The 22,782-nt window shown below is 68.0% G+C and carries 22 protein-coding genes and 1 tRNA gene; 13 read left to right on the top strand and 10 right to left on the bottom strand.

Annotation, left to right across the window (positions count from 1 at the left end; genetic code table 11):
- The first annotated feature begins 533 nt into the window (after positions 1-533).
- On the top strand, positions 534-1,541 hold the full coding sequence (locus ACFWZU_RS12850) for an integron integrase (protein WP_439701942.1): 1,008 nt from the start codon (positions 534-536) through the stop codon (positions 1,539-1,541).
- Between the two features lie 69 nt (positions 1,542-1,610).
- Here ACFWZU_RS12850 and mfd read toward each other — a convergent pair whose 3' ends face one another.
- From mfd to ACFWZU_RS12875, 5 genes are all read right to left on the bottom strand, one after another.
- Positions 1,611-5,060 carry a transcription-repair coupling factor gene (gene mfd / locus ACFWZU_RS12855; RefSeq protein WP_439701943.1) on the bottom strand — a complete coding sequence of 1,150 codons (3,450 nt, stop codon included), beginning with the start codon at positions 5,058-5,060 and terminating at the stop codon, positions 1,611-1,613.
- 208 nt (positions 5,061-5,268) lie between these two features.
- Entirely contained in the window at positions 5,269-5,871 is a 603-nt protein-coding gene (locus tag ACFWZU_RS12860; protein WP_439702043.1) for a GNAT family N-acetyltransferase, read from the bottom strand.
- 260 nt (positions 5,872-6,131) lie between these two features.
- On the bottom strand, positions 6,132-7,511 hold the full coding sequence (locus tag ACFWZU_RS12865; protein ID WP_439701944.1) for a PhoH family protein: 1,380 nt from the start codon (positions 7,509-7,511) through the stop codon (positions 6,132-6,134).
- A gap of 121 nt (positions 7,512-7,632) precedes the next feature.
- The gene (locus ACFWZU_RS12870; RefSeq protein ID WP_439701945.1) at positions 7,633-8,094 is read right to left on the bottom strand and encodes a peroxiredoxin; all 462 of its coding nucleotides are present in this window, start codon (positions 8,092-8,094) and stop codon (positions 7,633-7,635) included.
- Between the two features lie 302 nt (positions 8,095-8,396).
- The gene (locus ACFWZU_RS12875) at positions 8,397-8,954 is read right to left on the bottom strand and encodes a glycine cleavage system protein R (protein WP_439701946.1); all 558 of its coding nucleotides are present in this window, start codon (positions 8,952-8,954) and stop codon (positions 8,397-8,399) included.
- A 179-nt stretch (positions 8,955-9,133) separates the two neighbouring features.
- On the opposite strand from ACFWZU_RS12875, the gene dapA reads away from it, so the two are divergent.
- Positions 9,134-10,027: a 4-hydroxy-tetrahydrodipicolinate synthase gene (gene dapA / locus ACFWZU_RS12880; RefSeq protein WP_439701947.1), complete on the top strand. Its 894-nt coding sequence runs from the start codon at positions 9,134-9,136 to the stop codon at positions 10,025-10,027.
- Between the two features lie 41 nt (positions 10,028-10,068).
- On the top strand, positions 10,069-10,647 hold the full coding sequence (locus ACFWZU_RS12885; RefSeq protein ID WP_439701948.1) for a hypothetical protein: 579 nt from the start codon (positions 10,069-10,071) through the stop codon (positions 10,645-10,647).
- A gap of 204 nt (positions 10,648-10,851) precedes the next feature.
- On the opposite strand, the gene fdxA is transcribed toward ACFWZU_RS12885, so the two are convergent.
- Both fdxA and ACFWZU_RS12895 read right to left on the bottom strand, forming a co-directional pair.
- Complete coding sequence (gene fdxA / locus ACFWZU_RS12890) at positions 10,852-11,175, bottom strand: ferredoxin FdxA (protein ID WP_209622623.1); 324 nt, start codon at positions 11,173-11,175, stop codon at positions 10,852-10,854.
- A 184-nt stretch (positions 11,176-11,359) separates the two neighbouring features.
- A tRNA-Glu gene (locus tag ACFWZU_RS12895) sits at positions 11,360-11,435 on the bottom strand.
- A 182-nt stretch (positions 11,436-11,617) separates the two neighbouring features.
- On the opposite strand from ACFWZU_RS12895, the gene pcnB reads away from it, so the two are divergent.
- The 4 genes from pcnB (at position 11,618) to panC (ending at position 15,381) form a co-directional block, all read left to right on the top strand.
- Positions 11,618-12,958: a polynucleotide adenylyltransferase PcnB gene (gene pcnB, locus ACFWZU_RS12900; protein WP_439701949.1), complete on the top strand. Its 1,341-nt coding sequence runs from the start codon at positions 11,618-11,620 to the stop codon at positions 12,956-12,958.
- A 10-nt stretch (positions 12,959-12,968) separates the two neighbouring features.
- The gene (gene folK, locus ACFWZU_RS12905; RefSeq protein ID WP_439701950.1) at positions 12,969-13,451 is read left to right on the top strand and encodes a 2-amino-4-hydroxy-6-hydroxymethyldihydropteridine diphosphokinase; all 483 of its coding nucleotides are present in this window, start codon (positions 12,969-12,971) and stop codon (positions 13,449-13,451) included.
- A gap of 233 nt (positions 13,452-13,684) precedes the next feature.
- The gene (gene panB, locus ACFWZU_RS12910) at positions 13,685-14,515 is read left to right on the top strand and encodes a 3-methyl-2-oxobutanoate hydroxymethyltransferase (RefSeq protein ID WP_439701951.1); all 831 of its coding nucleotides are present in this window, start codon (positions 13,685-13,687) and stop codon (positions 14,513-14,515) included.
- A 20-nt stretch (positions 14,516-14,535) separates the two neighbouring features.
- Positions 14,536-15,381, top strand: coding sequence for a pantoate--beta-alanine ligase (gene panC / locus ACFWZU_RS12915; protein ID WP_439701952.1), 846 nt, complete (start codon positions 14,536-14,538; stop codon positions 15,379-15,381).
- Positions 15,382-15,479: 98 nt separating this feature from the next.
- Here the strand turns inward: panC and ACFWZU_RS12920 are convergent, their stop codons facing one another.
- Positions 15,480-15,926, bottom strand: a complete 447-nt coding sequence (locus tag ACFWZU_RS12920; RefSeq protein ID WP_439701953.1) for a DUF2147 domain-containing protein — start codon at positions 15,924-15,926, stop codon at positions 15,480-15,482.
- A 158-nt stretch (positions 15,927-16,084) separates the two neighbouring features.
- Here ACFWZU_RS12920 and apbC point away from each other — a divergent pair, with 158 nt between their 5' ends.
- The 4 genes from apbC to ACFWZU_RS12940 all read left to right on the top strand — a co-directional run bounded on the left by apbC (position 16,085) and on the right by ACFWZU_RS12940 (position 19,085).
- The gene (gene apbC / locus ACFWZU_RS12925; RefSeq protein WP_439701954.1) at positions 16,085-17,179 is read left to right on the top strand and encodes an iron-sulfur cluster carrier protein ApbC; all 1,095 of its coding nucleotides are present in this window, start codon (positions 16,085-16,087) and stop codon (positions 17,177-17,179) included.
- Positions 17,176-17,730 (top strand): NADPH-dependent FMN reductase, encoded by a 555-nt coding sequence (locus ACFWZU_RS12930; protein WP_439701955.1) that lies wholly within the window; start codon positions 17,176-17,178, stop codon positions 17,728-17,730. Before apbC ends, ACFWZU_RS12930 begins: the two co-directional genes overlap by 4 nt.
- Positions 17,731-17,938: 208 nt before the next feature.
- Positions 17,939-18,505 carry a dCTP deaminase gene (gene dcd, locus ACFWZU_RS12935; protein ID WP_439701956.1) on the top strand — a complete coding sequence of 189 codons (567 nt, stop codon included), beginning with the start codon at positions 17,939-17,941 and terminating at the stop codon, positions 18,503-18,505.
- A 94-nt stretch (positions 18,506-18,599) separates the two neighbouring features.
- Positions 18,600-19,085, top strand: coding sequence for a hypothetical protein (locus tag ACFWZU_RS12940; protein WP_439701957.1), 486 nt, complete (start codon positions 18,600-18,602; stop codon positions 19,083-19,085).
- Positions 19,086-19,139: 54 nt separating this feature from the next.
- On the opposite strand, the gene ACFWZU_RS12945 is transcribed toward ACFWZU_RS12940, so the two are convergent.
- Positions 19,140-19,556: an HIT domain-containing protein gene (locus ACFWZU_RS12945; RefSeq protein WP_439701958.1), complete on the bottom strand. Its 417-nt coding sequence runs from the start codon at positions 19,554-19,556 to the stop codon at positions 19,140-19,142.
- Positions 19,553-20,221, bottom strand: a complete 669-nt coding sequence (locus ACFWZU_RS12950) for a dienelactone hydrolase family protein (protein ID WP_439701959.1) — start codon at positions 20,219-20,221, stop codon at positions 19,553-19,555. The genes ACFWZU_RS12945 and ACFWZU_RS12950 overlap by 4 nt, the downstream gene beginning before the upstream one ends.
- 361 nt (positions 20,222-20,582) lie before the next feature.
- Between ACFWZU_RS12950 and rimO the strand changes: the two genes are divergently transcribed.
- Positions 20,583-21,920, top strand: coding sequence for a 30S ribosomal protein S12 methylthiotransferase RimO (gene rimO, locus ACFWZU_RS12955; protein ID WP_439701960.1), 1,338 nt, complete (start codon positions 20,583-20,585; stop codon positions 21,918-21,920).
- Between the two features lie 6 nt (positions 21,921-21,926).
- Entirely contained in the window at positions 21,927-22,721 is a 795-nt protein-coding gene (locus ACFWZU_RS12960; RefSeq protein ID WP_439701961.1) for a DUF3025 domain-containing protein, read from the top strand.
- The last annotated feature ends 61 nt before the right edge of the window (positions 22,722-22,782 follow it).

A 22,782-nucleotide genomic window follows, 5' to 3' on the forward strand; every position in this document is an offset into this window, starting at 1 on the left:
AATGATGGCAGTGAGTAGCAAAACCACACTGAGAACGATCGAAGCTGCCGCAGCCACGCCAAGTGGCCGCGGAATTTCTCCCAACTCTGCAATCGCTACCTTTAGTTTCAATTTGGAGCCTAACGCTTGAGTTAAGCGGCACGCGGTACGCGTGTCCGCTTGGACGAAGAGTTAGGGGCTTGCGCCGCGCCATGGCTGAGCGAGCTTTGCCGGGCCTGGCGTGAGACGTGAACCCCACCGAGGGCAACGCTACCAGCTTTGGATGCCCGGGGCTTGCGGCAGCGCTGCAAAGGCAGGCTTGACGGGCCGAGACCTGCAAGCTGGCAAAGGCACGGCCGAAGCGAACCTTGCGGAAGTGGTGCCAAGCAAGGGCCTAACTCAAAGTAGATTTCGATTCGCGGTGTAATCTCGCGGCCTAACGGGTGCTCGCCTACGTGCCGCGTGGCCCCTTACCCACATCCATCAATGCCTTGCCCGTCTTCTTGCAGCCTAATCCGGCGGCCTAATCTGGCAGCCTTTGCCGGAGTGGACTGATGGCATCCTTTCACGAGGTGGACGGCGTCGCAAGCGTGGAATCCGGGCGACAACCACGGTTGCTGGAGCAGGTGCGTGCACGGATCCGGCGTCTGGGAATGGCACGAAGGACCGAAGAGGCGTACGTCGGATGGATCCGTCGGTTCATCCTGGCGAACGACAAGCGGCATCCCTCGGACATGGGGGCGCCGGAGATCGAGCGGTTCCTGACCCGGCTGGCGGTGGACGGCTGCGTTTCTGCGTCGACCCAGAATCAGGCGTTATCCGCCTTGCTGTTTCTCTACAAGCAGGTGCTTGGCGTGGAACTGCCTTGGCTGGATGGCATCGAGCGGGCGAAGAAACCGCAGCGACTGCCGGTCGTCCTCACGCGCCCGGAGGTGACGGCATTGCTGGACGAGCTCACGGGCACGCCCTGGCTGATGGCCGGTCTGCTGTATGGCGCGGGGTTGCGACTCATGGAGTGCGTCCGCTTGCGGGTGAAGGACGTGGACTTCGGCAAGGGCGAGCTGGTCGTGAGGCAGGGCAAGGGCGGCAAGGATCGTCGCACCATGCTGCCTGCCGGCCTGGTCGATCCGCTGCAGGCGCAATTGGAGGAAGCCAGGCGCATCCACCAGCGTGACCTGCAGGCGGGATTCGGCCGGGTCTGGCTGCCCGATGCGCTGGCGCGCAAGTATCCGCGGGCTGCCGCCGAGTGGGGCTGGCAGTACGTGTTCCCGGCGTCGGTGCGCAGCCATGATCCGCGCGACGGTCATGAGCGGCGGCATCACCTGGACGAGTCGCGCCTGCAACGGGCGGTCAAACAGGCGCGGATGCGGGCGGGGCTGGCCAAGCCGGCGACCTGCCATACGTTGCGGCATTCGTTTGCCACGCATCTGCTGGAGGATGGGTATGACCTGCGCACGATCCAGGAGTTGCTGGGGCATGCCGATGTGTCGACCACCCAGATCTACACGCATGTGCTCAATCGGGGCGGGCGCGGAGTCGTGAGTCCGTTGGATCGCGGATAGGCTCGGGAGGCCGCGAGCCCCGACCTCTCACCCCAGCCGTCGCCCCGGAGGGGAGAAGGAGCAGGTGCGTCAGGCAGGGCGGCGTGCGCCGAGCTGGACGAGGACTTCCTGGGCGGCGCGGATGCGTTCGGCGGCGCCGGGCAGGTCCAGGGTGATCTTCAGCTTGTCCTGGCCATCGAGTTTGTAGACGCGCGGCTGGCTCTGGATCAGGCGGATGATGGCCATCGGCTCGATCTCGGGCTTGTCGCGGAAGGTGATGCGGCCCCCGTTGGCGCCCAGATCGAGCTTGCGGATGCCCAGCGGGGTGGCCATCAGCTTGAGGCTCGACAGCGCGAACAGCGCTTTGGCCGGTTCCGGCAGCAGGCCGAAGCGGTCGATCATTTCCACCTGCAGGTCGCGCAGGTGGTCCTCGTTCTTCGCGCTGGCGATACGCTTGTAGAGGGTCAGGCGCGTGTGGACGTCGGGCAGGTAGTCGTCCGGGATCAGTGCCGGCAGGTGCAGTTCGACTTCCGTCTCGTGTTCGGAGGAGAGGTCGAAGTCGGGCAACTTGCCGCTCCTCAAGGCGCGCACGGCGCGATCGAGGAGCTCGGTATAGAGGCCGAAGCCGATCTCCTGGATCTGGCCGGATTGCTCCTCGCCGAGCAGCTCGCCGGCGCCGCGGATCTCCAGGTCGTGCGTGGCCAGGGTGAAGCCGGCGCCCAGTTCCTCGAGCGAGGCGAGAGCTTCCAGGCGCTTTTCGGCATCGGCCGTGATCGCCTTGCGGTCGGGCACGATCAGGTAGGCGTAGGCGCGGTGGTGCGAGCGGCCGACGCGACCGCGCAGCTGGTGCAGCTGGGCCAGGCCGAAGCGGTCGGCGCGGTTGATGATGATGGTGTTGGCGGTCGGGATATCGATGCCGGTCTCGATGATGGTCGTGCACACCAGCACGTTGAAGCGCTGGCGGTGGAAATCGGCCATCACGCGTTCCAGCTCGCGCTCGGGCATCTGGCCGTGGGCGATGCCGATGCGCGCCTCGGGGATGAGCTCCTGCAGCTCGCGCGCGGTGCGCTCGATCGACTCCACTTCGTTGTGCAGGAAATACACCTGGCCGCCGCGCGAAAGCTCGCGCTGGAACGCCTCGCGGATGGTCGCCGGGTCCCACACGCTGATGAAGGTGCGCACCGCCATGCGGTGCGCCGGCGGCGTGGTGATCAGCGAGAGGTCACGCAGCCCGGCCATCGCCATGTTGAGCGTGCGCGGAATCGGCGTGGCGGTCATCGTGAGCAGGTCGACCTCGGCGCGCAGCTTCTTGAGCTGCTCCTTCTGGCGCACGCCGAAGCGCTGCTCCTCGTCGACGATCACCAGGCCCAGGTTCTTGAACTTGATATCCGGCTGCAGCAGCTTATGCGTGCCGACGATGACGTCGATCTGCCCGTCGGCCAGGCGCTTTAGCGCCTCGGTGACTTCCTTGGACGACTTGAAGCGCGAGAGCACGTCGACCTTCACCGGCCAGTCGGCGAAGCGGTCGGCGAAGTTGCGGTAGTGCTGCTGGGCGAGCAGGGTGGTGGGCACCAGCACGGCCACCTGTTTGCCGGCGGTCGCCGCGGCGAAGGCTGCGCGCAGCGCGACCTCGGTCTTGCCGAAGCCCACGTCGCCGCAGATCACGCGGTCCATCGCGCGCGGCGCGGCCAGGTCCTGCAGCACCGCGTCGATCGCCTGCTCCTGGTCGGGCGTTTCCTCGAACGGGAAGCTGGTGCCGAATTCCTCGACCATGCCGCGATCGATGTTGATCGATTCGCCGCCGCGGGCCTCGCGCTGGGCGTAGATGGCGAGCAGCTCGGCGGCGACGTCGCGCACCTTCTCGGCGGCTTTCTTGCGCGCGCGTTCCCAAGCATCGCCGCCGAGCGAATGCAACGGTGCCAGCTCCGGCGCAGTGCCGGAGTAGCGGCTGACCAGGCCCAGTTGCGCCACCGGCACGTAGAGCTTGTCGCCCTTGGCGTACTCGATGACCAGGAACTCACCCTCCATGCCGCCCAGTTCCATCGACACCAGGCCCTGATAGCGGCCCACGCCGTGGTCGACGTGCACGATCGGCGCGCCGACCGAGAGTTCGGTGAGGTCGCGGATGATCGCGTCCGGGTCGCGCGCGGCGCCACGGCGGCGCTTGCGGTCGGTGCGGACGCGCTCGCCGTAGAGCTCGCGCTCGGTGAGCACGGTGAGCGTGGGCTGCTTGAGCGCGAAGCCCTGTTCAAGCGGAGCGACAGTGATGGCCAGGCGCGTTGCGCTGGTCTGGAGGAAGCCGTTCCAGCCGTCGACCGCGTCGGGTTTGAGGCCCGCGGCGGCCAGCGTTTCGGCCAGGGCTTCGCGGCGCCCGGCCGAATCCGCCGCGATCAGCACGCGGCCGGGATAGCTTTCCAGGAAATGTCGCAGCGAGGTGCCCGGCTCCTCGCCCTTGCGGTTGAGCGGCACCTCGGGCGCGGGCAGGGTGCCGGAGTCGACGGCGTGTTCGTGGCCGGAGGGGACCACTTCCACGCGCAGGCGGCGGTTGAGCTGTTCGCGCAATTGCTCCGGCGAGAGGTAGAGCTCGGTCGGCGGCAGCACCGGTCGCTCGATGTCGTGCGCGCGCTGGTCGTAGCGCTCGGCGGTGCTGGTCCAGAACTGGTCGGAGGCCTCGCCGGCGCCTTCGCCCAGCACGAACAGCGCACCCTCGCCCAGGTAGTCGAACAGCGTGGCGGTCTGCTTGAAGAACAGCGGCAGGTAGTACTCGATGCCGCCGGGCGTCACGCCTTCCTTCATGTCCTGGTAGAGCGGGCAGCGGCGGATGTCGATCGGGAAGCGCTCGCGCAGGGCGGTGCGAAAATCCTTGGCTGCCTCCTCGGTGAGCGGGAACTCGCGCGCGGGCAGCAGTTCCACCTTGTCCACCGGCTGCTGCGAGCGCTGGGTTTCCGGATCGAAGCTGCGGATGGAGTCGACCTCGTCGTCGAACAGTTCGACGCGGTACGGCTCGGCGGTTCCCATCGGGAAGATGTCGATCAGTGCGCCGCGCACGGCGTAGTCGCCAGGCTCGGCCACCTGTGGCACGTGGCGGTAGCCGGCCGCTTCCAGGCGCCGCTGCTCGGCGGCGAGGTCCAGTTTCTGGCCTTTGGATACGACCAGGCCGGAGCCGGTGATGTGCGAGCGCGGCGCGATGCGCTGCATCAGGGTCGCTACGGGCACCACGAGCACCCCGCGGGTGACGCCCGGCAGGCGATAGAGCGTGGCGATGCGCTGGGAGACGATCTCCGGATGCGGGCTGAAGATGTCGTAGGGCAGCGTTTCCCAATCGGGGAAATGCAGTACCGGCAGGTCACCGGCGAAGAGGCGCAGCTCGTCCTCCAGCGCGGAGGCCCGCTGGGTGTCGCGCGTGACGGCCACCAGCAGGCCATCGTGGTCGCGCGCGGCTTCGGCGATCAGCAGGGCGCGCGAGGAGCCGTGCGGCGGCGTCCAGAAGCGGCGCTGCTTCGGGGTGGTGGGGAGGGGCGGGTGGGGAATCTGGGGCATCGGGGTCGCTTGTCGCGCGGCGTTAGGCTGCGCGGGGAAAGCGGAGGAGTTTAACGCGGCGGGCGGTACGCGCTCCGGGTGGCGCCCATCCGCCCTTCGGGCACCTTCCCCCGTGGAACGGGGGAAGGCTCACTCGCTGACTTCACGCAAGATCCTTTCCCCGCGAGCGGCCGAAGCCGAGCGGGCGAAAGCGTGCCTCAGCACCCCATCACAGGCGCAAAGTGATCTGCGCCACGCCCGGTTCGTCCGGCACCATGCGCGAGGTGAAGCCCAGCTCGCTGCACAGACGCAGCATCGGACGGTTTTCCACCAGCACGTAGCCCCAAAGCTCGGCCAGGCCGCGCTCGCGGCAGGTGGCGACCAGCCGGCGCATCAGTTCGGCGCCCAAGCCCAGGCGCGTCCATTCGCGTTCGACCAGCACGGAGAATTCCGCGGTGTCCGTCGCCGCGTCGATGAACACGCGGCCGACGCCGCGTAGTTCCGCGGGCGATACGTTGTCGTCGATCAGCACGAACGCCGCTTCGGTTTCCTCATCGATGTGGCACAACCGGTGCGCCATCGGTTCGGGGAGTTCGGTCAGCGTGTGCATGAACCGTCGCCGGATGTCTTCGGCCGGCAGGCGAGTGAAACAGCGGCGCAGGGCGGCCACGTCGCCGGGCTCGATCGGCCGCAGGTGCAGCACACGGCCGTCGCGTGTGACGACCGGCTCGCCGGTCGTCGGCAAGGCCTCGGCGCGGGCGAATCGCTGGCTGGTTCGTGGTGGCAGCGGGGTGCTGCGGGTGGGGCTGGCGAAGTCGATGGCGGGCTGGATGGTCATGTCCATACTGTAGCGTATTTTTGCGCTGCAGCATGCTTGCGCAGCGCCCGGGGAGGCGCTGTTATGGGCCAAACGGTGCGCAGCCCGCGTGAACAGGCAGGCGGGTGCCTGGGTGCCGCTTGCGGCGTTGCGGCAGGGGGCGGCGGCTTCCTTGCCGCATCCCTGTGCGCGATCGCGGGGCGTCCAGGCCGTCGCGGTCGCGCACAGGGTGCGCTACGACACGGTCGCGGGCCGGACGGCGGGGCCGCCGGTGGTCAAAGCGCTTCGGAGGCGAAGTCGGCGAGCCGCGACCGTTCGCCACGTCGAAGCGTGATGTGTGCCGAGTGTTCCCAGTTCTTGAAGCGGTCCACCGCGTAGGTCAGACCCGAGGTCGTCTCGGTGAGGTAGGGCGTGTCGATCTGTTCGACGTTGCCGAGGCAGACGATCTTGGTGCCGGGGCCGGCTCGGGTGATCAGCGTCTTCATCTGCTTGGGCGTGAGGTTCTGCGCCTCGTCGATGATCAGGTAGCGCGAGAGGAAGGTGCGCCCGCGCATGAAGTTGAGCGAGCGGATCTTGATGCGCGAGGCCAGCAGGTCGTTGGTCGCCTGGCGACCCCACGAGCCGCCTTCCTCGGGATTGGCGAGCACCTCGAGGTTGTCGGTGAGCGCGCCCATCCACGGCGTCATCTTCTCTTCCTCCGTGCCGGGCAGGAAGCCGATGTCCTCGCCGACCGAGACCGTGGCGCGGGTCATGATGATTTCGCGGTAGCGCTGCTGGTCCATCACCTGCGCAAGGCCGGCGGCGAGTGCCAGCAGGGTCTTGCCGGTGCCGGCGGTGCCTAGCAGGGTGACGAAGTCGACGTCCGGATCCATCAGCACGTTGAGCGCGAAGTTCTGTTCGCGGTTGCGCGCGGCGATGCCCCAGACGCTGTGGTTGGGATGGCTGTGGTCGTCCAGCAACACCAGCGTGGCGTGCTGCTCGTCGACCTGCAGCACGCGCAGTTCCACGCTGTTGTCGCCCGGCAGGAACAGGCACTGGTTGGGGTACCAGTCCTCGCCCTCGCGACGGTCGACCTTGTAGAAGGTGCGGCCGCGCTCGGACCAGGACTGCACCTCCGGATGGCGATCCCAGAAATCGTCCGGCAGCCCGGTCGAGCCGGTGTAGAGCAGCGCGAAGTCGTCGAGCGCGCGGTCGTTCTCGTAATCCTCCGCGTCGAGGCCGTAGATCTTGGCCTTGATGCGCAGGTTGATGTCCTTGGTGACCAGGATCACCGAGCGGTCCGGGTTCTGGTCGCGCAGCTCGATCACCGCCGCGAGGATCAGGTTGTCCGCCTTGCCGTGCCCGTTGGTGGCGCGCTGCTGGAAGTACAGCTTGCCCACCGCCTGGCCGCGCTTGAGGCTCACGCCCTGGGGGTTGGACAGGTCCAGCCCGTTGCTGATGCCGTGCCCGTTGCCGCGCTCGATCAGTTCGTTGATGAAGCGGCTGACCTGGCGACCGTTGCGCGAAACTTCGGACCCACCCTTCTTCTTTTCGTCCAGCTCCTCCAGCACGGTCATGGGAATGAACACGTCGTGTTCCTCGAAACGGAACAGCGAGGTGGGGTCGTGCAGCAGCACATTGGTGTCGAGTGCGTAGATACGCTTGCTTCCGGTCATGCGGAAGGGGCCTCGCTTGTCGTCGGACCAAAGAAAAGCGGCCTGGACCGAAGGGTCACAGGCCGCCGGATGACACGGTCAAGCACCGTGCAAAGGGAACGCTCGTAGGTCTGGAGGGGCTTCACTTGGCGGGAATGGCGTCCAGTACGGCCTGGGCATGGCCCGGGACTTTTACGCCGCGCCATTCCTGCGCGAGATGGCCCTTGGGATCGATCAGGAAGGTGCTGCGCACGATGCCCAGGTGGGTCTTGCCGTAGAGCATCTTCTCGTGGATCACGTCGAACGCCTTGCACCAGGTTTCATCGGTGTCGGCGATCAGCGGGAAGGGCAGGGCCTGCTTGTCGGCGAAGTTGGCGTGCGAGGTCACCGAGTCGCGCGAGACGCCGACGATTTCGGCGTTGCGTTTCCTGAAGTCCTCGTAGAGGTCGCGGAAGTCCTGCGCCTCCGTGGTGCAACCGGGGGTAGAATCCTTCGGGTAGAAGTAGATCACCACCCAGCGGCCTTCGAGTTCGGAAAGTTCCAGCTCGGTGTCGTCGCCAGTGGTGCCGATCAGGGGGGGAATCGGTTTGCCGATTTCGGGCATGGGGTCTCCGCGAGGTCGGTCGAGGGACAGGCGCACCGCGCGCCTTGGGGCGAAGACTAGCGCGCCCGGGCTGGCATGCAACAGGGTTGTCGACGAAGCCGTCTCGCGCGATGCTTGGCACTTCCCGAGGCGACGCGGCTGCGCGCGATCGCGCGGGTCATCACTCCCGCACGCCTTCTTTCCGTAGGGTGGGCTTCAACCCACCGGCACGCGTTCCGTGGAGCGGTGGCGGGCTGAAGCCCACCCTACGCGCGACCCCGGACTGTCGATGCGACTGAGTGCGCGGCGGAGTTTTCCGGAACCTAAAACTTCACCGGGTCCATGATCGCGTCGAGGTTGAGCCCGTCGCAGAGCTCCAGGAAATCGTCGCGCAAGGTGGCGAGGTGGATCTGGGACGGAATGCCGATGGTGATCTGCGCCTGGAACATCTGCGCGCCGGTCTGCATCGCCTGGTAGCGCATCGAGCTCAGCTGTTCGACGCGGATGTCGTGGCGGCTGAAGAACTCCACCACCTTCACCAGGATGCCGGGGCGGTCGGCCGCCACCACTTCGACCAGGTAGGGCAGCAACGAAGCGTTCTGCTCGCGCGGGCCGGTGCGGTAGTGCGACAGGCGCAGCTCCTCGTCGCGGCCGAGCTTGGCCAGCGCCGTTTCCAGCTTGGCGATGGCGTCCCACGCGCCGGCGGCGAGCATCACCAGCGAGGTGTCGTTGCCGATGGTGGACACGCGCGCGTCGGCCAGGCTGCAGCCGGCGTCGGCGATTCGCTTGGTCAGCGTGAGCAGCGGCGTGCGCGACGCCGGGGTGAGCGTGTGGATCAGCAGCTGATTGTCGTTGCCGGCGCGCGCGGAGGGACGATTCAAGGGGAGGCCACCTTTGGTAACCGGGGAAGCTTAGCTCAGGACGCTCCGGAAAAATCGCCACGCAGAGGCGGGCTCCGCTCGGGGTGAGGCGTGACCTGCTCCGCCACGCCGCCCGTCCCTTCCCCTGTGAACGGGGCGCCAGTAACATCCTCCGCTTGCCTTCAGGCCGGGATCGCGTCTTGGACATTCGTGGAAGCATCTGCGCGCTGGCGACACCGTTTGCCGCCGATGGCTCGCTCGACCTGCCGGCCTTCGGGCGGCTGCTCGACTACCAGCTCGCCGGGGGCACGCAGGCGGTGGTGGTCGCCGGGTCGACCGGCGAGGCGCACATGCTCGAGCATCACGAATTCGACCGCTTGCTGGCCTTCGCGGTCGAGCGCGTCGCCGGCCGCGTGCCGGTCATCGCCGGCACGGGCGAGGCGGGCACGGCACGCACCGTGATGCAGACCCGTCGTGCCGCTTCGCTGGGTGCCGACGCGGCGCTGGTAGTCGCGCCCTACTACGTTCGCCCGACCCAGGAGGGCTTGCGCCGGCATTTCCTGGAGGTGGCCGAGCGCGGCGACCTGCCGGTGCTGCTCTACAACGTCCCCACGCGCACCGCCTGCGACCTGCTGCCGGAGACCGTCGCGCACTTGCGTGACCATCCGGCCATCCTCGGCATCAAGGAAGCGGTCGCCAGCGAGGAGCGCATCCACGCGCTTGCGGAACTTGCGTGCGCGGATTTCGTCTACCTGTCGGGCGACGACGGCACGGCGGGCAAGGCCATGCTGGCCGGCGCGGCCGGTACCGTTTCGGTGGTGGTCAACCTGGTGCCGCAGGCGTTCCGCGCGCTGTGCGACGCAGCCACGGCGGGCGACCGCGAAGCGACCGGGCGCGCGCACGACCGGCTCGATCCGCTGGTGCAGGCGCTCAACTGTGCGCCCAACCCGATCGCGGTGAAGGCCATGCTGCCGGCGCTGGGGCTCGGCTCGGCGCAGCCGCGGCTGCCGCTGGTCGAACTGGCCGACGGCCCCGATCGCAGGCGCCTGCACGAAGCGCTGTCCGCTCTGGCATCCTTGGTGGCCGTCGCCTGATCTTCCGGCTGCGGCTTGAACCCTTTTTCGGAAAACATTCCATGAAGAAAAGCTCGCTCGTCGTCACCCTGCCGGTCCTGGCCCTGAGCGGCCTGCTGCTTTCCGGTTGCGGCATGCTCCGCTCGCACAAGGCCTGGGAAACCGCACGCCAGGAATCGCCGCTGGAGATCCCGCCGGGCCTGGACACGCCGCCGGCGAGCGAAGCGCTGGTGATCCCGCCGCCGGGGGCAAACAACCCGACCTCCGAGGGTGCCACCGCCGACGTCGGCGGCATCGGCGGCACGATCGCCGACGGCTTCATGCTCTCCGACAGCGCGGAGAACACCTATCGCCGGGTGGGCGAAGTGCTGGGTGACGTGGGCCAGGTCACCGCGAAGGACGACGCCGCGCATAACTATACCGTCAATGTGACTGCCACGCCGGCCAAGAAGCGCGGCTTCTTCGGCCGGCTGTTCCATCGCAACGGCAAGGGCGATGCCGCCACTGCCGGCAAGGCGGCGCACCAGGTGCAGGTGAGCGTCACCGCCAGCGGCGGCAATGCCAGCGAAGTGCGGGCGCAGGGGCAGGCCGCCGCGGTGGCCAAGGTGGTCGATACGTTGAAGGCGAAGCTCGGCGGTTGATGCCGGTTCATCCGTGGAAACAGACGCCGCCTCCGGGCGGCGTTTTTACGTCCGCACCCGCTCCATGTCGGAGCGCACGGCGGGCGATGCTCCTGGCATCGTGCAGGAAAGGCATCGCCCGCGAGTGGGGCTCCTGCCAGGCAGTGCGACCAACACGAAAACGCCGCCCGGAGGCGGCGTTGATCCGACAAGCTTGCAGACAGCTCAGCGCTCCAGCAGCTTGAGCTTGTCCGGCTTGCCTTCCCATTCCTTGGCATCCGGCAAGCCGTCCTTGCGCTCGGTGATCACCGGCCAGTCGCGCGACAGCTCGGCATTGATCGCCACGAACTGCTCCTGCCCGGCAGGCACGTCGTCCTCCGGGTAGATCGCATTGATCGGGCACTCCGGCTCGCACAGGGTGCAGTCGATGCACTCGTCCGGATTGATCACCAGGAAATTCGGGCCTTCATGGAAGGCATCGACCGGACAGACCTCGACGCAATCGGTGTACTTGCACTTGATGCAGTTGTCGGTAACGACGAAGGTCATGGGAGCGGCTTTGGTCGGCTTGTAGAGAAGTACGCCAGGCGGCTCTGAGATTACCAGCCAGGGCGCGGCTCTTGTGAAGAGTGCGGCCATGGATGGCCGCTTCTGATCTGGCCGGAGATGGCCAAACTACAAGTTGCCGCTCGCTGGCCCGACTGCGGCAATCGTGGACGATTGCACGAATAAATGGCGCTCCCTACGAGGTTCGAACTCGTGTTCCCGCCTTGAGAGGGCGGTGTCCTAGGCCACTAGACGAAGGGAGCGCAGAGCTGCGAGGCGCGCTAGTATAGCGAAATTGTTTCGCCCGGCAATGCCTCGTGAAGAGTTCTTCGCGCGCCGTCCGGAACAACCGCGCCGGCACCCGAAGCCGCCGCGCGGACGGACCGCAGCGCGTTGCGCGGCGATTTGTGCATCGGCGCCGTGCGCCGCCAAGGACCCAGACCGCTTGAACCCAGAAGCAAGGACTTCCGTCACGCCCGTGCCCGCAATCGTTCCCCGCGAGCAGCACGTGATCTCCCGCAAGAACATCAGCAAGGCCGCGCTGCGCGTGCTTTACCGCCTGCACGATGCCGGCTACGACGCCTTCCTGGTAGGCGGCGCCGTGCGCGACCTGCTGCTGGGTGGCCATCCGAAGGACTTCGACGTGGCCACCAACGCCACGCCGGACGAGGTCAAGAAACTGTTCCGCAACTGCCGCCTGATCGGCCGGCGCTTCCGCCTGGCGCACGTGGTGTTCGGGCCGGAGATCATCGAAGTGGCCACCTTCCGCGGCACCGGCGAGGACGACGCGGCCGAGGGCGATCGCCACATCGTCGATGGCCTGATCGTGCGCGACAACGTGTGGGGCTCGATCGAGGAAGATGCAGTGCGTCGCGACTTCCGCGTCAACGCGCTTTACTACGACATCAGCGACTTCTCGGTCCGCGATTACGTCGGCGGCATGCCGGACCTGCAGAACCGCGTGCTGCACCTGATCGGCGATCCGGCCACGCGTTACCGCGAAGACCCGGTGCGCATGCTGCGCGCGGCGAGGTTGGCGGCCAAGCTCGGTTTCACCATCGACCCGAAGGCGTCCGCGCCGTTCGAGGAGCTGGGCCCGCTGCTGTGCGACGCGGCGCCGGCCAGGCTGTTCGACGAATCGCTCAAGATGTTCCTGGCCGGCAACGGCCTGAAGAGCTTCCGCATGCTCGAGCAGTGCGGTCTGCTGAGGTTCCTGTTCCCGGCCACCGCGCGTGCGCTCAAGCGTGGCGACGAGGCGCTGCGCTCGCTGATCGAGCAGGGCCTGGCCAACACCGACCAGCGCATCGCCGAAGGCAAGTCGGTGACGCCGGCGTTCCTGTTCGCCGTGCTGCTGTGGGGCGAGGTGCGCGACCTCGCCCATGGCTGGATGGCCAAGGGCGTGGATGGCACCGAAGCCTGGGCGCGCGCCGCCGCGCACGTGGTGGGCGAGCAGTGCCAGCGGGTCGCGATCCCGCGCCGCTTCACCATCACGATGGAAGAGATCTGGTCGCTGCAGCCGCGCTTCGAACAGATCCAGCGCAAGCGGGTGTTCAGGCTGATGGCGCATCCCCGCTTCCGTGCTGCGTTCGATTTCCTGCTGCTGCGCGCGGCCGAGTCGCCGGCATTGCGCGAGCTCGGCCAATGGTGGGCGCACGCGCAGCAACTGCCGCAGGACGTGCTGGCGGCGGCACTGCCGGCCAGCTCGGCCGTGCCGGCCGGCACGCCCGGCACGGCGCCGCGCAAGCGCCGTCGGCGCAAGCCGTCGGGCAAGTCCGGCTCGGCCTGACCCGACGCGCATGACGCGGGCTTTCGTCGCGCTCGGCGGCAATCTGGGCGACACGCGCGCGGCCTTGCGCAAGGCGCTCGATGCGCTGGACGCATTGCCGCACACGCGCCTGGTGGCGCACTCGCGTTTCTACCGCACGCCGCCGTGGGGGCTGCGCGAGCAGCCACCCTTCCTCAATGCCGTCGCGGCACTGGAAACCGCCCTCGGACCGCACGCCCTGCTCGATGCGCTGCTGGGGATCGAGCGCGCGGCCGGTCGCGTGCGCGATGGCGAGCGCTGGGGGCCGCGCACGCTTGACCTGGATCTGCTGCACGTGGACGGCGTGGTGCTGGAGGACCAGCGCCTCACCCTGCCGCACCCGCGCATCGCCGAGCGCGCCTTCGTGCTGTTGCCGCTGGCCGAGCTTGCGCCCGACCTTGAGTTGCCCGGGCAGGGCAGGGTGGAAGCGTTGCTCGCGGCCGTCGACCACGCGGGGTGCGTGGTCGAACCCTAGGCGGATGGCCGGGAAACCCATTCAACACGAGCCCTCCCATGAAGGCGAGGGCGCTGGCACTGCACGCTTGGCTCCCTCGGTTTCAAGGGGAGGGCTGGGGTGCAGACGGGTCGTTCCGTGGCCCCAACCAAGGTACCGACCGGGCTGAAGCACACCCGACCGCCCAGAGCCCGTGCTTGGCCTGCGCCCGCGACGGCCGGATAATCGCCTGCTCACCACCCCAAGGAACTGCCGTGTACGTGGACAACGCCAGCGTTCCCGCCCGCAAGCCGGTGACCGTGCCGGGCCTGCGCGCGATGAAGGCGCAGGGGCGCAGGATCGTGATGCTCACCGCCTACGACGCCAGCTTCGCCTGGCAGATCGAGGCGGCAGGGGTGGACGTGGCACTGGTGGGCGATTCGCTCGGCATGGTCGTGCAGGGCCATCGCAGCACGCTGCCGGTGACGCTCGATGACATGGCCTACCACACCCGCGCCGTGGCGCGCGGGTTGACCTCCACGCTGCTGGTCGCCGATCTGCCGTTCATGGCCGATCGCGACGTAGCGCATACGCTCGAAGCGGCCGCGCGGCTGGTCGGCGAGGCGGGCGCGGCGGCGGTGAAGATCGAAGGCGCCGCACCGCACATCCTCGATGCCATCGCCACGTTGAACGCACGCGCGGTGCCGGTGTGCGCTCACCTTGGCCTCACGCCGCAATCGGTGCACAAGTTCGGTGGTTTCCGCATCCAGGGGCGCGAGCAGGAAGCGGCCGATCGCGTGCTGGCAGAGGCGCTTGCCGTGCAGTCCGCCGGCGCCGACCTGCTGGTGCTCGAGGGCGTGCCCAGCGCGTTGGGCGAACGGGTGACCCGCGCCGTGGAGATCCCCGTGATCGGCATTGGCGCCGGCCCTCATTGCGATGGCCAGGTGCTCGTGATCTACGACATGCTCGGCATCACGCCGGGCAAGCGCCCCAAGTTCAGCAAGGATTTTCTCGCCGGCCGCGATTCTGTCGCCCAAGCCATTGCCGCGTTTGCCGCCGATGTACGCAGTGGCGCCTTCCCGGCGCCGGAACACTGCTTCGACTGATCCTTTCGGGAACGCACGCCATGCAGACAGTGCAAGACGCCGCCGGTTTGCGCGCGGCCATCCGCGGCTGGCGGATCCAGGGCCAGACGGTGGGCTTCGTCCCCACCATGGGCAACCTGCACGAGGGCCACCACTCGCTGATCAAGCTGGCACGCGCGCGTGCCGATCGCGTGGTGGCGAGCGTGTTCGTCAACCCGACCCAGTTCGGCCCGGGCGAGGATTTCGAGCGCTACCCCCGCACCCTGGCGCAGGACCAGGCCGGGCTTGCCGAGATGGACTGCGACCTGCTTTTTGCGCCCGACGTCGCGACGATCTATCCGTTCGGCGCGGAGCAGAGCGTGAGCGTGCACGTGCCCGGCGTCACCGACACCCTGGAAGGCGCGCATCGTCCCGGCCACTTCGATGGCGTGGCCACGGTGGTGTGCAAGCTGTTCAACCTGGTGCAGCCGGACGTGGCGGTGTTCGGCCAGAAGGACTTCCAGCAACTGAAGGTGATCGAGCGGATGGTGCGTGACCTGGCGCTGCCGTTGAAGGTGCTGGGGGCCCCCACGCTGCGCGCGGCTGACGGCCTGGCGCTCAGCTCGCGCAACCAGTACCTCTCCGAGGCCGAACGCGGATTGGCGCCGCAAATCCACCAGATGTTGTTGAAGATGCGCGAGCTGCTGGAGAAAGGCCACGCGCGCAAGGTGATCGAACAGGTGGCGGCCTCGACGCTGGAGCGTGCAGGCTTCCAGCCGGACTACGCGGTGATCCGTCGTGCCGAGGACCTTTCCGAACCAGGCGACGACGAGCGGCAGGGCCTGGTGGCGCTGATCGCCGCGCGGCTCGGCAGCACGCGGCTGATCGACAACCTGCCGTTCGATTGATCGGCCACCTCGCGTGCAGGAGCCCGCTTGCGGGCGATGCCGTTCTCGCGGGCGTGCCGGGGCATCACCCGCAAGCGGACGCCTGCCGGGTTACCACCTTAGTCCTGCCGTTCCCACACCTGGCTGCGGCCGAGCAGCGCGAAGCCGATGTAGCCGTGCACGTCGAGCTTCTGTCCGCCGTCGAGCATGCTCAGCTTGACCTTGTAGGTCTTGCCGTTGTGCGGGTCGAGGATCTTGCCGCCGTCCCATGCGTCGCCGTCGCGGGTCACGCCCCACATGATCACCATGCCTTCGACCGGCTGATCCTTGCGCTCGCCTTCGCACTTGCGGCAGAGCGGGTTCGGGCCTTCATCCGATTGCAGCACCTTGAGCACCTTGGCCTGCAGCTCGCCGTTCTGTTCGGTGATCTGCACGATCGACTTGGGCTTGCCGGTCGCGTCGTCGATGGTCTTCCAGGTACCGACCGGGGTGTCGTTGGCGGCGTAGACGGCCGCGCTGCCGAACAGCAGCCCGGCGGCCAGCGCCAGGCGGAACAGTTGCTTCATGGTTGCCCTCCCGTACGAAAGCGTACGGTGCGCAGACTGGCGAGCCGGCGCGGGGCCGTCAAGCTGCGTTGCGCAACGCCTGCCGGCTGACCTGCATCAGCCGGGGCAGGGGCCGCGGCTGGCATAATGGGCGGCCTGCGAATCCTAGAAGTTTCCCCATGAGCGAAGTGAACGAGGCGCGCGTGCGCCAACTGCTCGGCGACCTGGCCGACCCGCACACCGGCGCGCCGGTCGCCGATGCAGTGCGGGCGGTGGGCGTCGACGGCGCGCGGGTGTCGGTGGACATCCAGTTGGGCTATCCGGCCGCGTCGGTGGCCGGGACGACGGCCGAACGCGTGCGCCAGGCGCTGGAGGCCGATCCGGCGATCGAGACGGCAAGCGTGTCGGTCGCCAGCCGCATCCAGCCGCACAAGGTGCAGGGCGTGCTGGCCCCGCTGGCGAACGTCAAGAACATCATCGTGGTCGCCTCCGGCAAGGGCGGCGTCGGCAAATCAACGGTGTCGGCGAACCTCGCGCTGGCGCTCAAGGCCGAGGGAGCGCGGGTCGGCGTGCTGGATGCGGACATCTACGGCCCCAGCCAGCCGCGCATGCTGGGCATCGAAGGCAAGCCACACTCGCCCGACGGCAAAAGCATCACGCCGATGGAAGCGCACGGCCTGCAGGCGATGTCGATCGGCTTCCTGGTCGATCCGGAGACGCCGATGATCTGGCGCGGCCCGATGGTCACCCAGGCGATGATGCAGCTGCTCAACGACACCCGCTGGGACATGCTCGATTACCTGGTGATCGACTTGCCGCCCGGCACCGGCGACATCCAGCTCACGCTCTCGCAGAAGGTGCCGGTGGCCGGCGCGGTGATCGTGACCACGCCGCAGGACATCGCGCTGCTCGACGCGGTCAAGGCACTGAAGATGTTCGAGAAGGTCGAGGTGCCGGTGCTGGGGCTGGTCGAGAACATGGCCACCCACGTCTGCTCGAACTGCGGCCACGAGGAGCACATCTTCGGGGCCGGCGGCGGCGCGCGTATGGCCGGGCAGTACGCGGTGCCATACCTGGGCTCGCTGCCACTGGACATCCGCATCCGGGAACAGGCCGATGGCGGCACGCCCACGGTCGCGGCGATGCCCGAGTCCGACCTGGCCGCGCGTTACCGCGAGATCGCGCGCAATGCCGCCGGCCGGCTATCCCGCCAGCCGCGCAACAAGTCGCTGGGACTGGGCAAGATCGTGGTGCAGAACGCGCCGCCGGCATGAACGCCACCCGGAGGCGGGTGCTGTGCTTTTCGGGAAGCCTGCGCCGGCGCTCGGCCAACACGGCGGCGTTGCTGGCGGCGCAGGCGCTGGCACCGCCAGGGCTCGACCTGGTGTTCTACGGCGGCCTGGGTGCTTTGCCGCTGTTCAACCCGGACGTCGAGGCGCTTGCCCTGCCGCCCGAAGTGCTGGCCCTGCGCGAGGCGGTCGGTCAGGCCGACGCGCTGCTGATCGCTTGCCCGGAATACGCCCATGGCGTCCCCGGCGCCTTCAAGAACCTGCTCGACTGGCTGGTTGGCAGCCTGGAGTTCCCCGGCAAGCCGGTGGCGCTGCTCAACGCGTCCGGGCGCGGCTCGCACCATGCGCAGGATGCGCTGGAGGAAATCCTGCGCACGATGTCGGCGCGGGTACTCGGCGGCGCCAGCGGTACCGTGGCGCTGCCGGGCGCCGGTTGCAGTCGTGACGAGGTGCTGTCCAGTCCGGAGCGCTGCGCCGAGCTGCACTCGCTCCTGCTGGCACTGCAACGCGCGCTCGCCGTCAGCGCACCCGCGTAGCGACAGGGATGGCGATCGCGCACAGGTGCGCTCCTGCAGCTGGCTGCCGCTGATCGTGGATTTCCTGTAGGAGCGCACCTGTGCGCGACCGCCGTGTCCAGGCTGGCACCTGCCACGCCAACCACCGGGCCAGGCTGGCGCCAGCGCCGTCCAACCGTGTATTTTCCCCGCTTTGCGCCCGGCGACCGGGCGACCGATGGAGCGCCGCGTGAGCATCAAGTCCGACAAGTGGATCCGCCGCATGGCCGAAGGGCACGGCATGATCGAGCCGTTCGAGCCAGGCCAGGTGAAGATGCGCGGGGGCGACAAGCTGGTGTCCTACGGCACCTCCAGCTACGGCTACGACGTGCGCTGCGCGCGCGAGTTCAAGATCTTCACCAACATCAACTCGACGATCGTGGACCCCAAGGCGTTCGATCCGGAGAGCTTCGTCGACATCCAGGCGGACGTGTGCATCATCCCGCCCAATTCGTTCGCGCTGGCGCGCACCGTGGAGTATTTCCGCATCCCGCGCAACGTGCTCACCATCTGCCTGGGCAAGAGCACCTATGCGCGGTGCGGCATCATCGTCAACGTGACGCCGTTGGAGCCGGAGTGGGAGGGCCATGTGACGCTCGAGTTCTCCAACACCACCCCGTTGCCGGCCAAGATCTACGCCAACGAAGGCGTCGCGCAGATGCTGTTCCTCGAATCCGACGAAGAGTGCGAGACCAGCTACAAGGACCGTGGCGGCAAGTACCAGGGCCAGCAGGGCGTGACCCTGCCGCGTACCTGAGCGGCCGCCTGAATCGCGCCGGCCAGGAGCGGCCGGTGCGCCTTTGCCCGGCGCTACACTGCGCCTGTTTCCAGGTTCGACCCAGGAGATCCCCATGACCCGCTTTACCACGATGTTCCACCGCGCTGGCGCCGCGCTCCTGCTGGGCAGCCTGCTGGTGCTGGGCGGCTGCCACGGCAACAGCGTCAAGGATCAGGCCGCCATGGCCAAGGCGCAGAACGAGTTCGATACCACCCTCAAGGCTTACAAGAGCGGCCAGTTCCTGGTCGACGGCGCGGTGCTTTCGGCGCTCGACACCGGCAGCCACTTCGCCTACCTCAAGGACGTCGGCAAGCTGCCCAAGACCGTGCTGCTGCTGCCGAGCGACGATTCGAAGATCCGCAAGGCGCATCTGCAATTCATGGCACGCATGGTGCTCGACTACGGCTTCGCCGTTTATTACGACGACGACGGCGAACTGAAGAAGATCAATCCGGTCGAGACCAAGGCACGTGCGCTGGAGGATTACCACGCTCCGGCCAAGATGAACGACGAACTGGAAGGCAAGGACGCATCGGGTCGTACCGACCAGCAGTACTGAAGCCAAGCGCCCGCGCTGCCTGTAGAAACCCGCAAGCGGGTTTCTACAGGCCTGTCAGCGCGACAGCGCCTCGCGCAGGCGATCGAGCAGGGCGTTTCGCCTGTCCTGCGCGTAGGGAAGCGTGGGGCCGCTGCCCCACACCGGCCCGGGCCACGCGGCATCGCCCTCGCACCGCGCCACCACATGCACATGCAACTGGCGCACGATGTTGCCCAGCGCGCCGAGGTTGAGCTTGTCGCAGGTTGCCACTGCACGCAGGGCGGCGCCGGCGCGGTCGGTTTCGTGCCACAACAGCGTCCGTTCCGACGGCGTCAGGTCGGCGATCTCCACCAGTCCCGGGCGTTGCGGCACCAGCACCAGCCAGGGAAAGCGCGCGTCGTTCATCAGGCGCAGTTCGCACAGGTCCAGCCGCGCCACGGGAACGGTATCGGCCGCCAGGCGCGGGTCGAGCTCGAATCCGGTGCCGCTCATGCGCCCGCCAGCTCCTTGTCGAAGAAGGCCAGCGTGCGCTGCCAGGCCAGCGTGGCGCTGGCTTCGTCATAGTGCGGGTCGTGATCGCGGTTGAAGGCGTGCCCGGCCGGGTAGGTAAAGACCTCCATCTGCGGCAGCCGTTCGCGGTGGCTGGCCACCGCCTCGGGCGGGATACTCCGGTCACGTTCGCCGAAGTGGAACATCACCGGCGCCTTGGGTGTCTCGCCGAGGAAGGGCACGTTGCGGGCGCCGTAATAGCTCACCGAGGGCAGCCCCAGCCGCAGCGCGGCGAGCAGCGCCACGGTACCGCCCCAGCAGTAGCCAACCGTGCCGATGCGCCCGGCCGAGGCGATCGCTTCGGCGGCGCTGGCGACATCCTCCACCGCACGCTCCAGCCCCAGCTCGGTGACCAGCGCCTTGCCGCGCTGCATGCCGGTATCGTCGTAGGCAAGCTCCAGGCCGGTTTCCAGGTGATCGAAGAACGCCGGCGCGATCGCCGTGTAGCCGGCCGCCGCGAAGCGGTCCGCCACGTCGCGGATGTGCGCGGTGACGCCGAAGATCTCCTGGATCACCACCACGCCGCCTTTGGGCTTGCCATCGGGCCTGGCCACATAGCCGCCGATGCATTGCGTGCCGCTGGTAGGGATGTTGATGGGCTGGCCCATGGTGGTGCTCCTGTGGGATGCGGTAAGTGGGCCGGATTGTATCGGGCAGGGGACAGGGGACCGGAATGCGGAGCAGTAGATTGCCGCGGGGCCGGTCGTCGTCATGTTGAAGGGGCGAGGCGGCTGTTTCGATCCCTTTCCCCATTCAGGCGCGAAGATGCCCGCCGGTGGACGGTGGCTTGCGTCTTGCGAAGGGCTCTCCCCGTGCATCGCACCCAAAAGCGCCCCCATCCGCCTGTCGGCACCTTCGCCCGGGTACGCCAGGGAAGGCTCGGGAACGTGGCATCCGGCCGTTCGCCGTTCACCATCCCCCGTTCCCTTATAATTGCCCGTTTATCCAGCACTCTCCCGGTAGCACCCCATGTCGCAGGCTTCCCCCAAGATCGGTTTCGTCAGCCTCGGCTGCCCCAAGGCGCTGGTCGATTCCGAGCGCATCCTCACCCAGCTCAAGGTCGAGGGCTACGAGATCGTACCCAGCTACCAGGCGGCGGACGCGGTGGTGGTCAACACTTGCGGCTTCATCGACGCGGCGGTGCAGGAGTCGCTGGATGCCATCGGCGAGGCGCTGCACGAGAACGGCAAGGTGATCGTCACCGGCTGCCTGGGCAAGCGCTCGGAGCTGATTCGCGAGGCCTATCCGGAAGTGCTCTCGATCAGCGGTCCGCAGGACTACGCCAGCGTGATGAGCGCGGTGCACACGGCCCTGCCCCCGCAGCGCAATCCGTTGCTCGACCTCATGCCGGACACCGGCATCAAGCTGACGCCCAAGCACTACGCGTATCTGAAGATTTCCGAAGGCTGCAATCACCGCTGCAGCTTCTGCATCATCCCCTCGATGCGCGGCGACCTGGTGTCGCGCCCGGTCGATCAGGTGCTGCTGGAAGCCGAGAAGCTGGTCAAGGGCGGCGTGAAGGAACTGCTGGTCATCTCTCAGGACACCAGCGCCTACGGCGTGGACCTGAAGTACGCCGAACGCGAGTGGCGTGGCAAGGCCTACCGTACCCGGATGACCGAGCTGTGCCAGGGGTTGTCCGAGCTCGGCGTGTGGACGCGCCTGCACTATGTCTACCCGTACCCGCACGTGGACGAGGTGATGCCGCTGATGGCCGAGGGGAAGATCCTTCCCTACCTGGACATCCCGTTCCAGCACGCCAGCCCGCGCATCCTCAGGCTGATGAAGCGCCCCGGCAATATCGACAGGACGCTCGAGCGCATCCGCAACTGGCGCGCGGCGGTGCCGGACATCACCCTGCGCAGCACCTTCATCGTCGGCTTCCCCGGCGAGACCGACGCCGAGTTCGAGGAGCTGCTCGCCTTCCTGCGCGAGGCCGAGCTCGATCGCGTGGGCGCGTTCGCCTACTCGCCGGTCGAGGGCGCCCGGGCAAACGAGTTGCCCGACGCGGTGTCCGAGGGACTCAAGGAGGACCGCCTCGAGCGCTTCATGGCCGTCCAGGCGGAGATCTCCGCGGCCAAGCTGCAACGCAAGCTCGGCCGCACGCTGACCGTGCTGGTCGACGAGGCTGGCCCCGGGGGTGCGGTGGCCCGCTCGGCGGCCGACGCGCCGGAAATCGACGGGGTGGTGCACATCGCCGACGGCCAGGCGCTCAAGCCGGGCCAGTTCGTGCAGGTGGTGGTCGAAGCGGCGGACGAGCACGACCTGCACGCGCGCCTGGCGCAGCCACTGCTGAAGGTCGTGTAGCCCTCCATGCGCTACGTCGCGCCGGCGCGCGAGGCGATTGACCCGGCCGTGTTCAGGCGGCCGCCGTTGGCGGGTTGGTGCGGGTCCGCGGATCTGTTGGATGGACCGGACTGGCCCACGCTCGACGCCTTGAATGCGCGCTGGCCCGCCGGCGCGCGCGAACGCTTCGCAGCGCAGACGCCCGAGCTACTGGCCGACGGACGCCACTACGAGCAACGCATCGCCGAAACCGGCGTCATCGCCACCCGCGAGCGCAACTGGCACGACCTGTTCAACGCACTGGCGTGGCTTCACCACGCCCCGCTCAAGCGGGCGCTCAACGCGCAGCAGGTGATCGAGATCGCGCGGGTCGGCCCGAAGAGCCGGACCCGTCCGCAGTGCGCGCTGACGCATTTCGACGAGGCGGGCGTGATTCTTGCGCTGCGCGATCCCGCGCTGCTGGCTCTGTGGGATGCGCATGACTGGCATGGCCTGTTCTGGCGCCGTCGCGACGCGTGGCTGGACGGTTCGCTGGAGCTGGTGGTGTTCGGGCATGCGCTGTTCGAACACGCGCTGACGCCGGACCGCCTGCTGGTCGGCAAGGCGATCGCGGTGATCGGGCAGGGGCCGTCCTGCGAGCGGGTGGCGCAAGCGATCGCGCAGGGGCGCCTGTTGCGCGATCCGCAGGAGCTCCGGCCGTTGCCGCTGTCGGGGATTCCAGGATGGCACGAGGGGAACGCGAACGAAGCGTTCCATCGGACGGCGGCGTGTTACCGGCCGCTGCGGGCCGGGCGGGCGTATCCGGCGCCCCTGCTGTTTTAGCTGGGCATCCTTCTCCGGCAACCCCCATCCGCCCTTCGAGCACATCCCCTGCAAGCGGGGG

Origin of the sequence: Frateuria sp. GZRR33, from assembly GCF_051900425.1 — a bacterium.
Lineage (GTDB): Bacteria > Pseudomonadota > Gammaproteobacteria > Xanthomonadales > Rhodanobacteraceae > Frateuria_A.

Coding starts and splice junctions, on each gene's coding strand:
- ACFWZU_RS12865 (WP_439701944.1), bottom strand. CDS start 7,511: ATGACCGGAAGCAAGCGTATCTACGCACTCGACACCAATGTGCTGCTG.
- ACFWZU_RS12960 (WP_439701961.1), top strand. CDS start 21,927: ATGCGCTACGTCGCGCCGGCGCGCGAGGCGATTGACCCGGCCGTGTTC.
- ACFWZU_RS12945 (WP_439701958.1), bottom strand. CDS start 19,556: ATGAGCGGCACCGGATTCGAGCTCGACCCGCGCCTGGCGGCCGATACC.
- ACFWZU_RS12885 (WP_439701948.1), top strand. CDS start 10,069: ATGAAGAAAAGCTCGCTCGTCGTCACCCTGCCGGTCCTGGCCCTGAGC.
- rimO (WP_439701960.1), top strand. CDS start 20,583: ATGTCGCAGGCTTCCCCCAAGATCGGTTTCGTCAGCCTCGGCTGCCCC.
- mfd (WP_439701943.1), bottom strand. CDS start 5,060: ATGCCCCAGATTCCCCACCCGCCCCTCCCCACCACCCCGAAGCAGCGC.
- ACFWZU_RS12930 (WP_439701955.1), top strand. CDS start 17,176: ATGAACGCCACCCGGAGGCGGGTGCTGTGCTTTTCGGGAAGCCTGCGC.
- fdxA (WP_209622623.1), bottom strand. CDS start 11,175: ATGACCTTCGTCGTTACCGACAACTGCATCAAGTGCAAGTACACCGAT.
- ACFWZU_RS12920 (WP_439701953.1), bottom strand. CDS start 15,926: ATGAAGCAACTGTTCCGCCTGGCGCTGGCCGCCGGGCTGCTGTTCGGC.
- folK (WP_439701950.1), top strand. CDS start 12,969: ATGACGCGGGCTTTCGTCGCGCTCGGCGGCAATCTGGGCGACACGCGC.
- ACFWZU_RS12940 (WP_439701957.1), top strand. CDS start 18,600: ATGACCCGCTTTACCACGATGTTCCACCGCGCTGGCGCCGCGCTCCTG.
- ACFWZU_RS12950 (WP_439701959.1), bottom strand. CDS start 20,221: ATGGGCCAGCCCATCAACATCCCTACCAGCGGCACGCAATGCATCGGC.
- panC (WP_439701952.1), top strand. CDS start 14,536: ATGCAGACAGTGCAAGACGCCGCCGGTTTGCGCGCGGCCATCCGCGGC.
- ACFWZU_RS12870 (WP_439701945.1), bottom strand. CDS start 8,094: ATGCCCGAAATCGGCAAACCGATTCCCCCCCTGATCGGCACCACTGGC.
- apbC (WP_439701954.1), top strand. CDS start 16,085: ATGAGCGAAGTGAACGAGGCGCGCGTGCGCCAACTGCTCGGCGACCTG.
- ACFWZU_RS12850 (WP_439701942.1), top strand. CDS start 534: ATGGCATCCTTTCACGAGGTGGACGGCGTCGCAAGCGTGGAATCCGGG.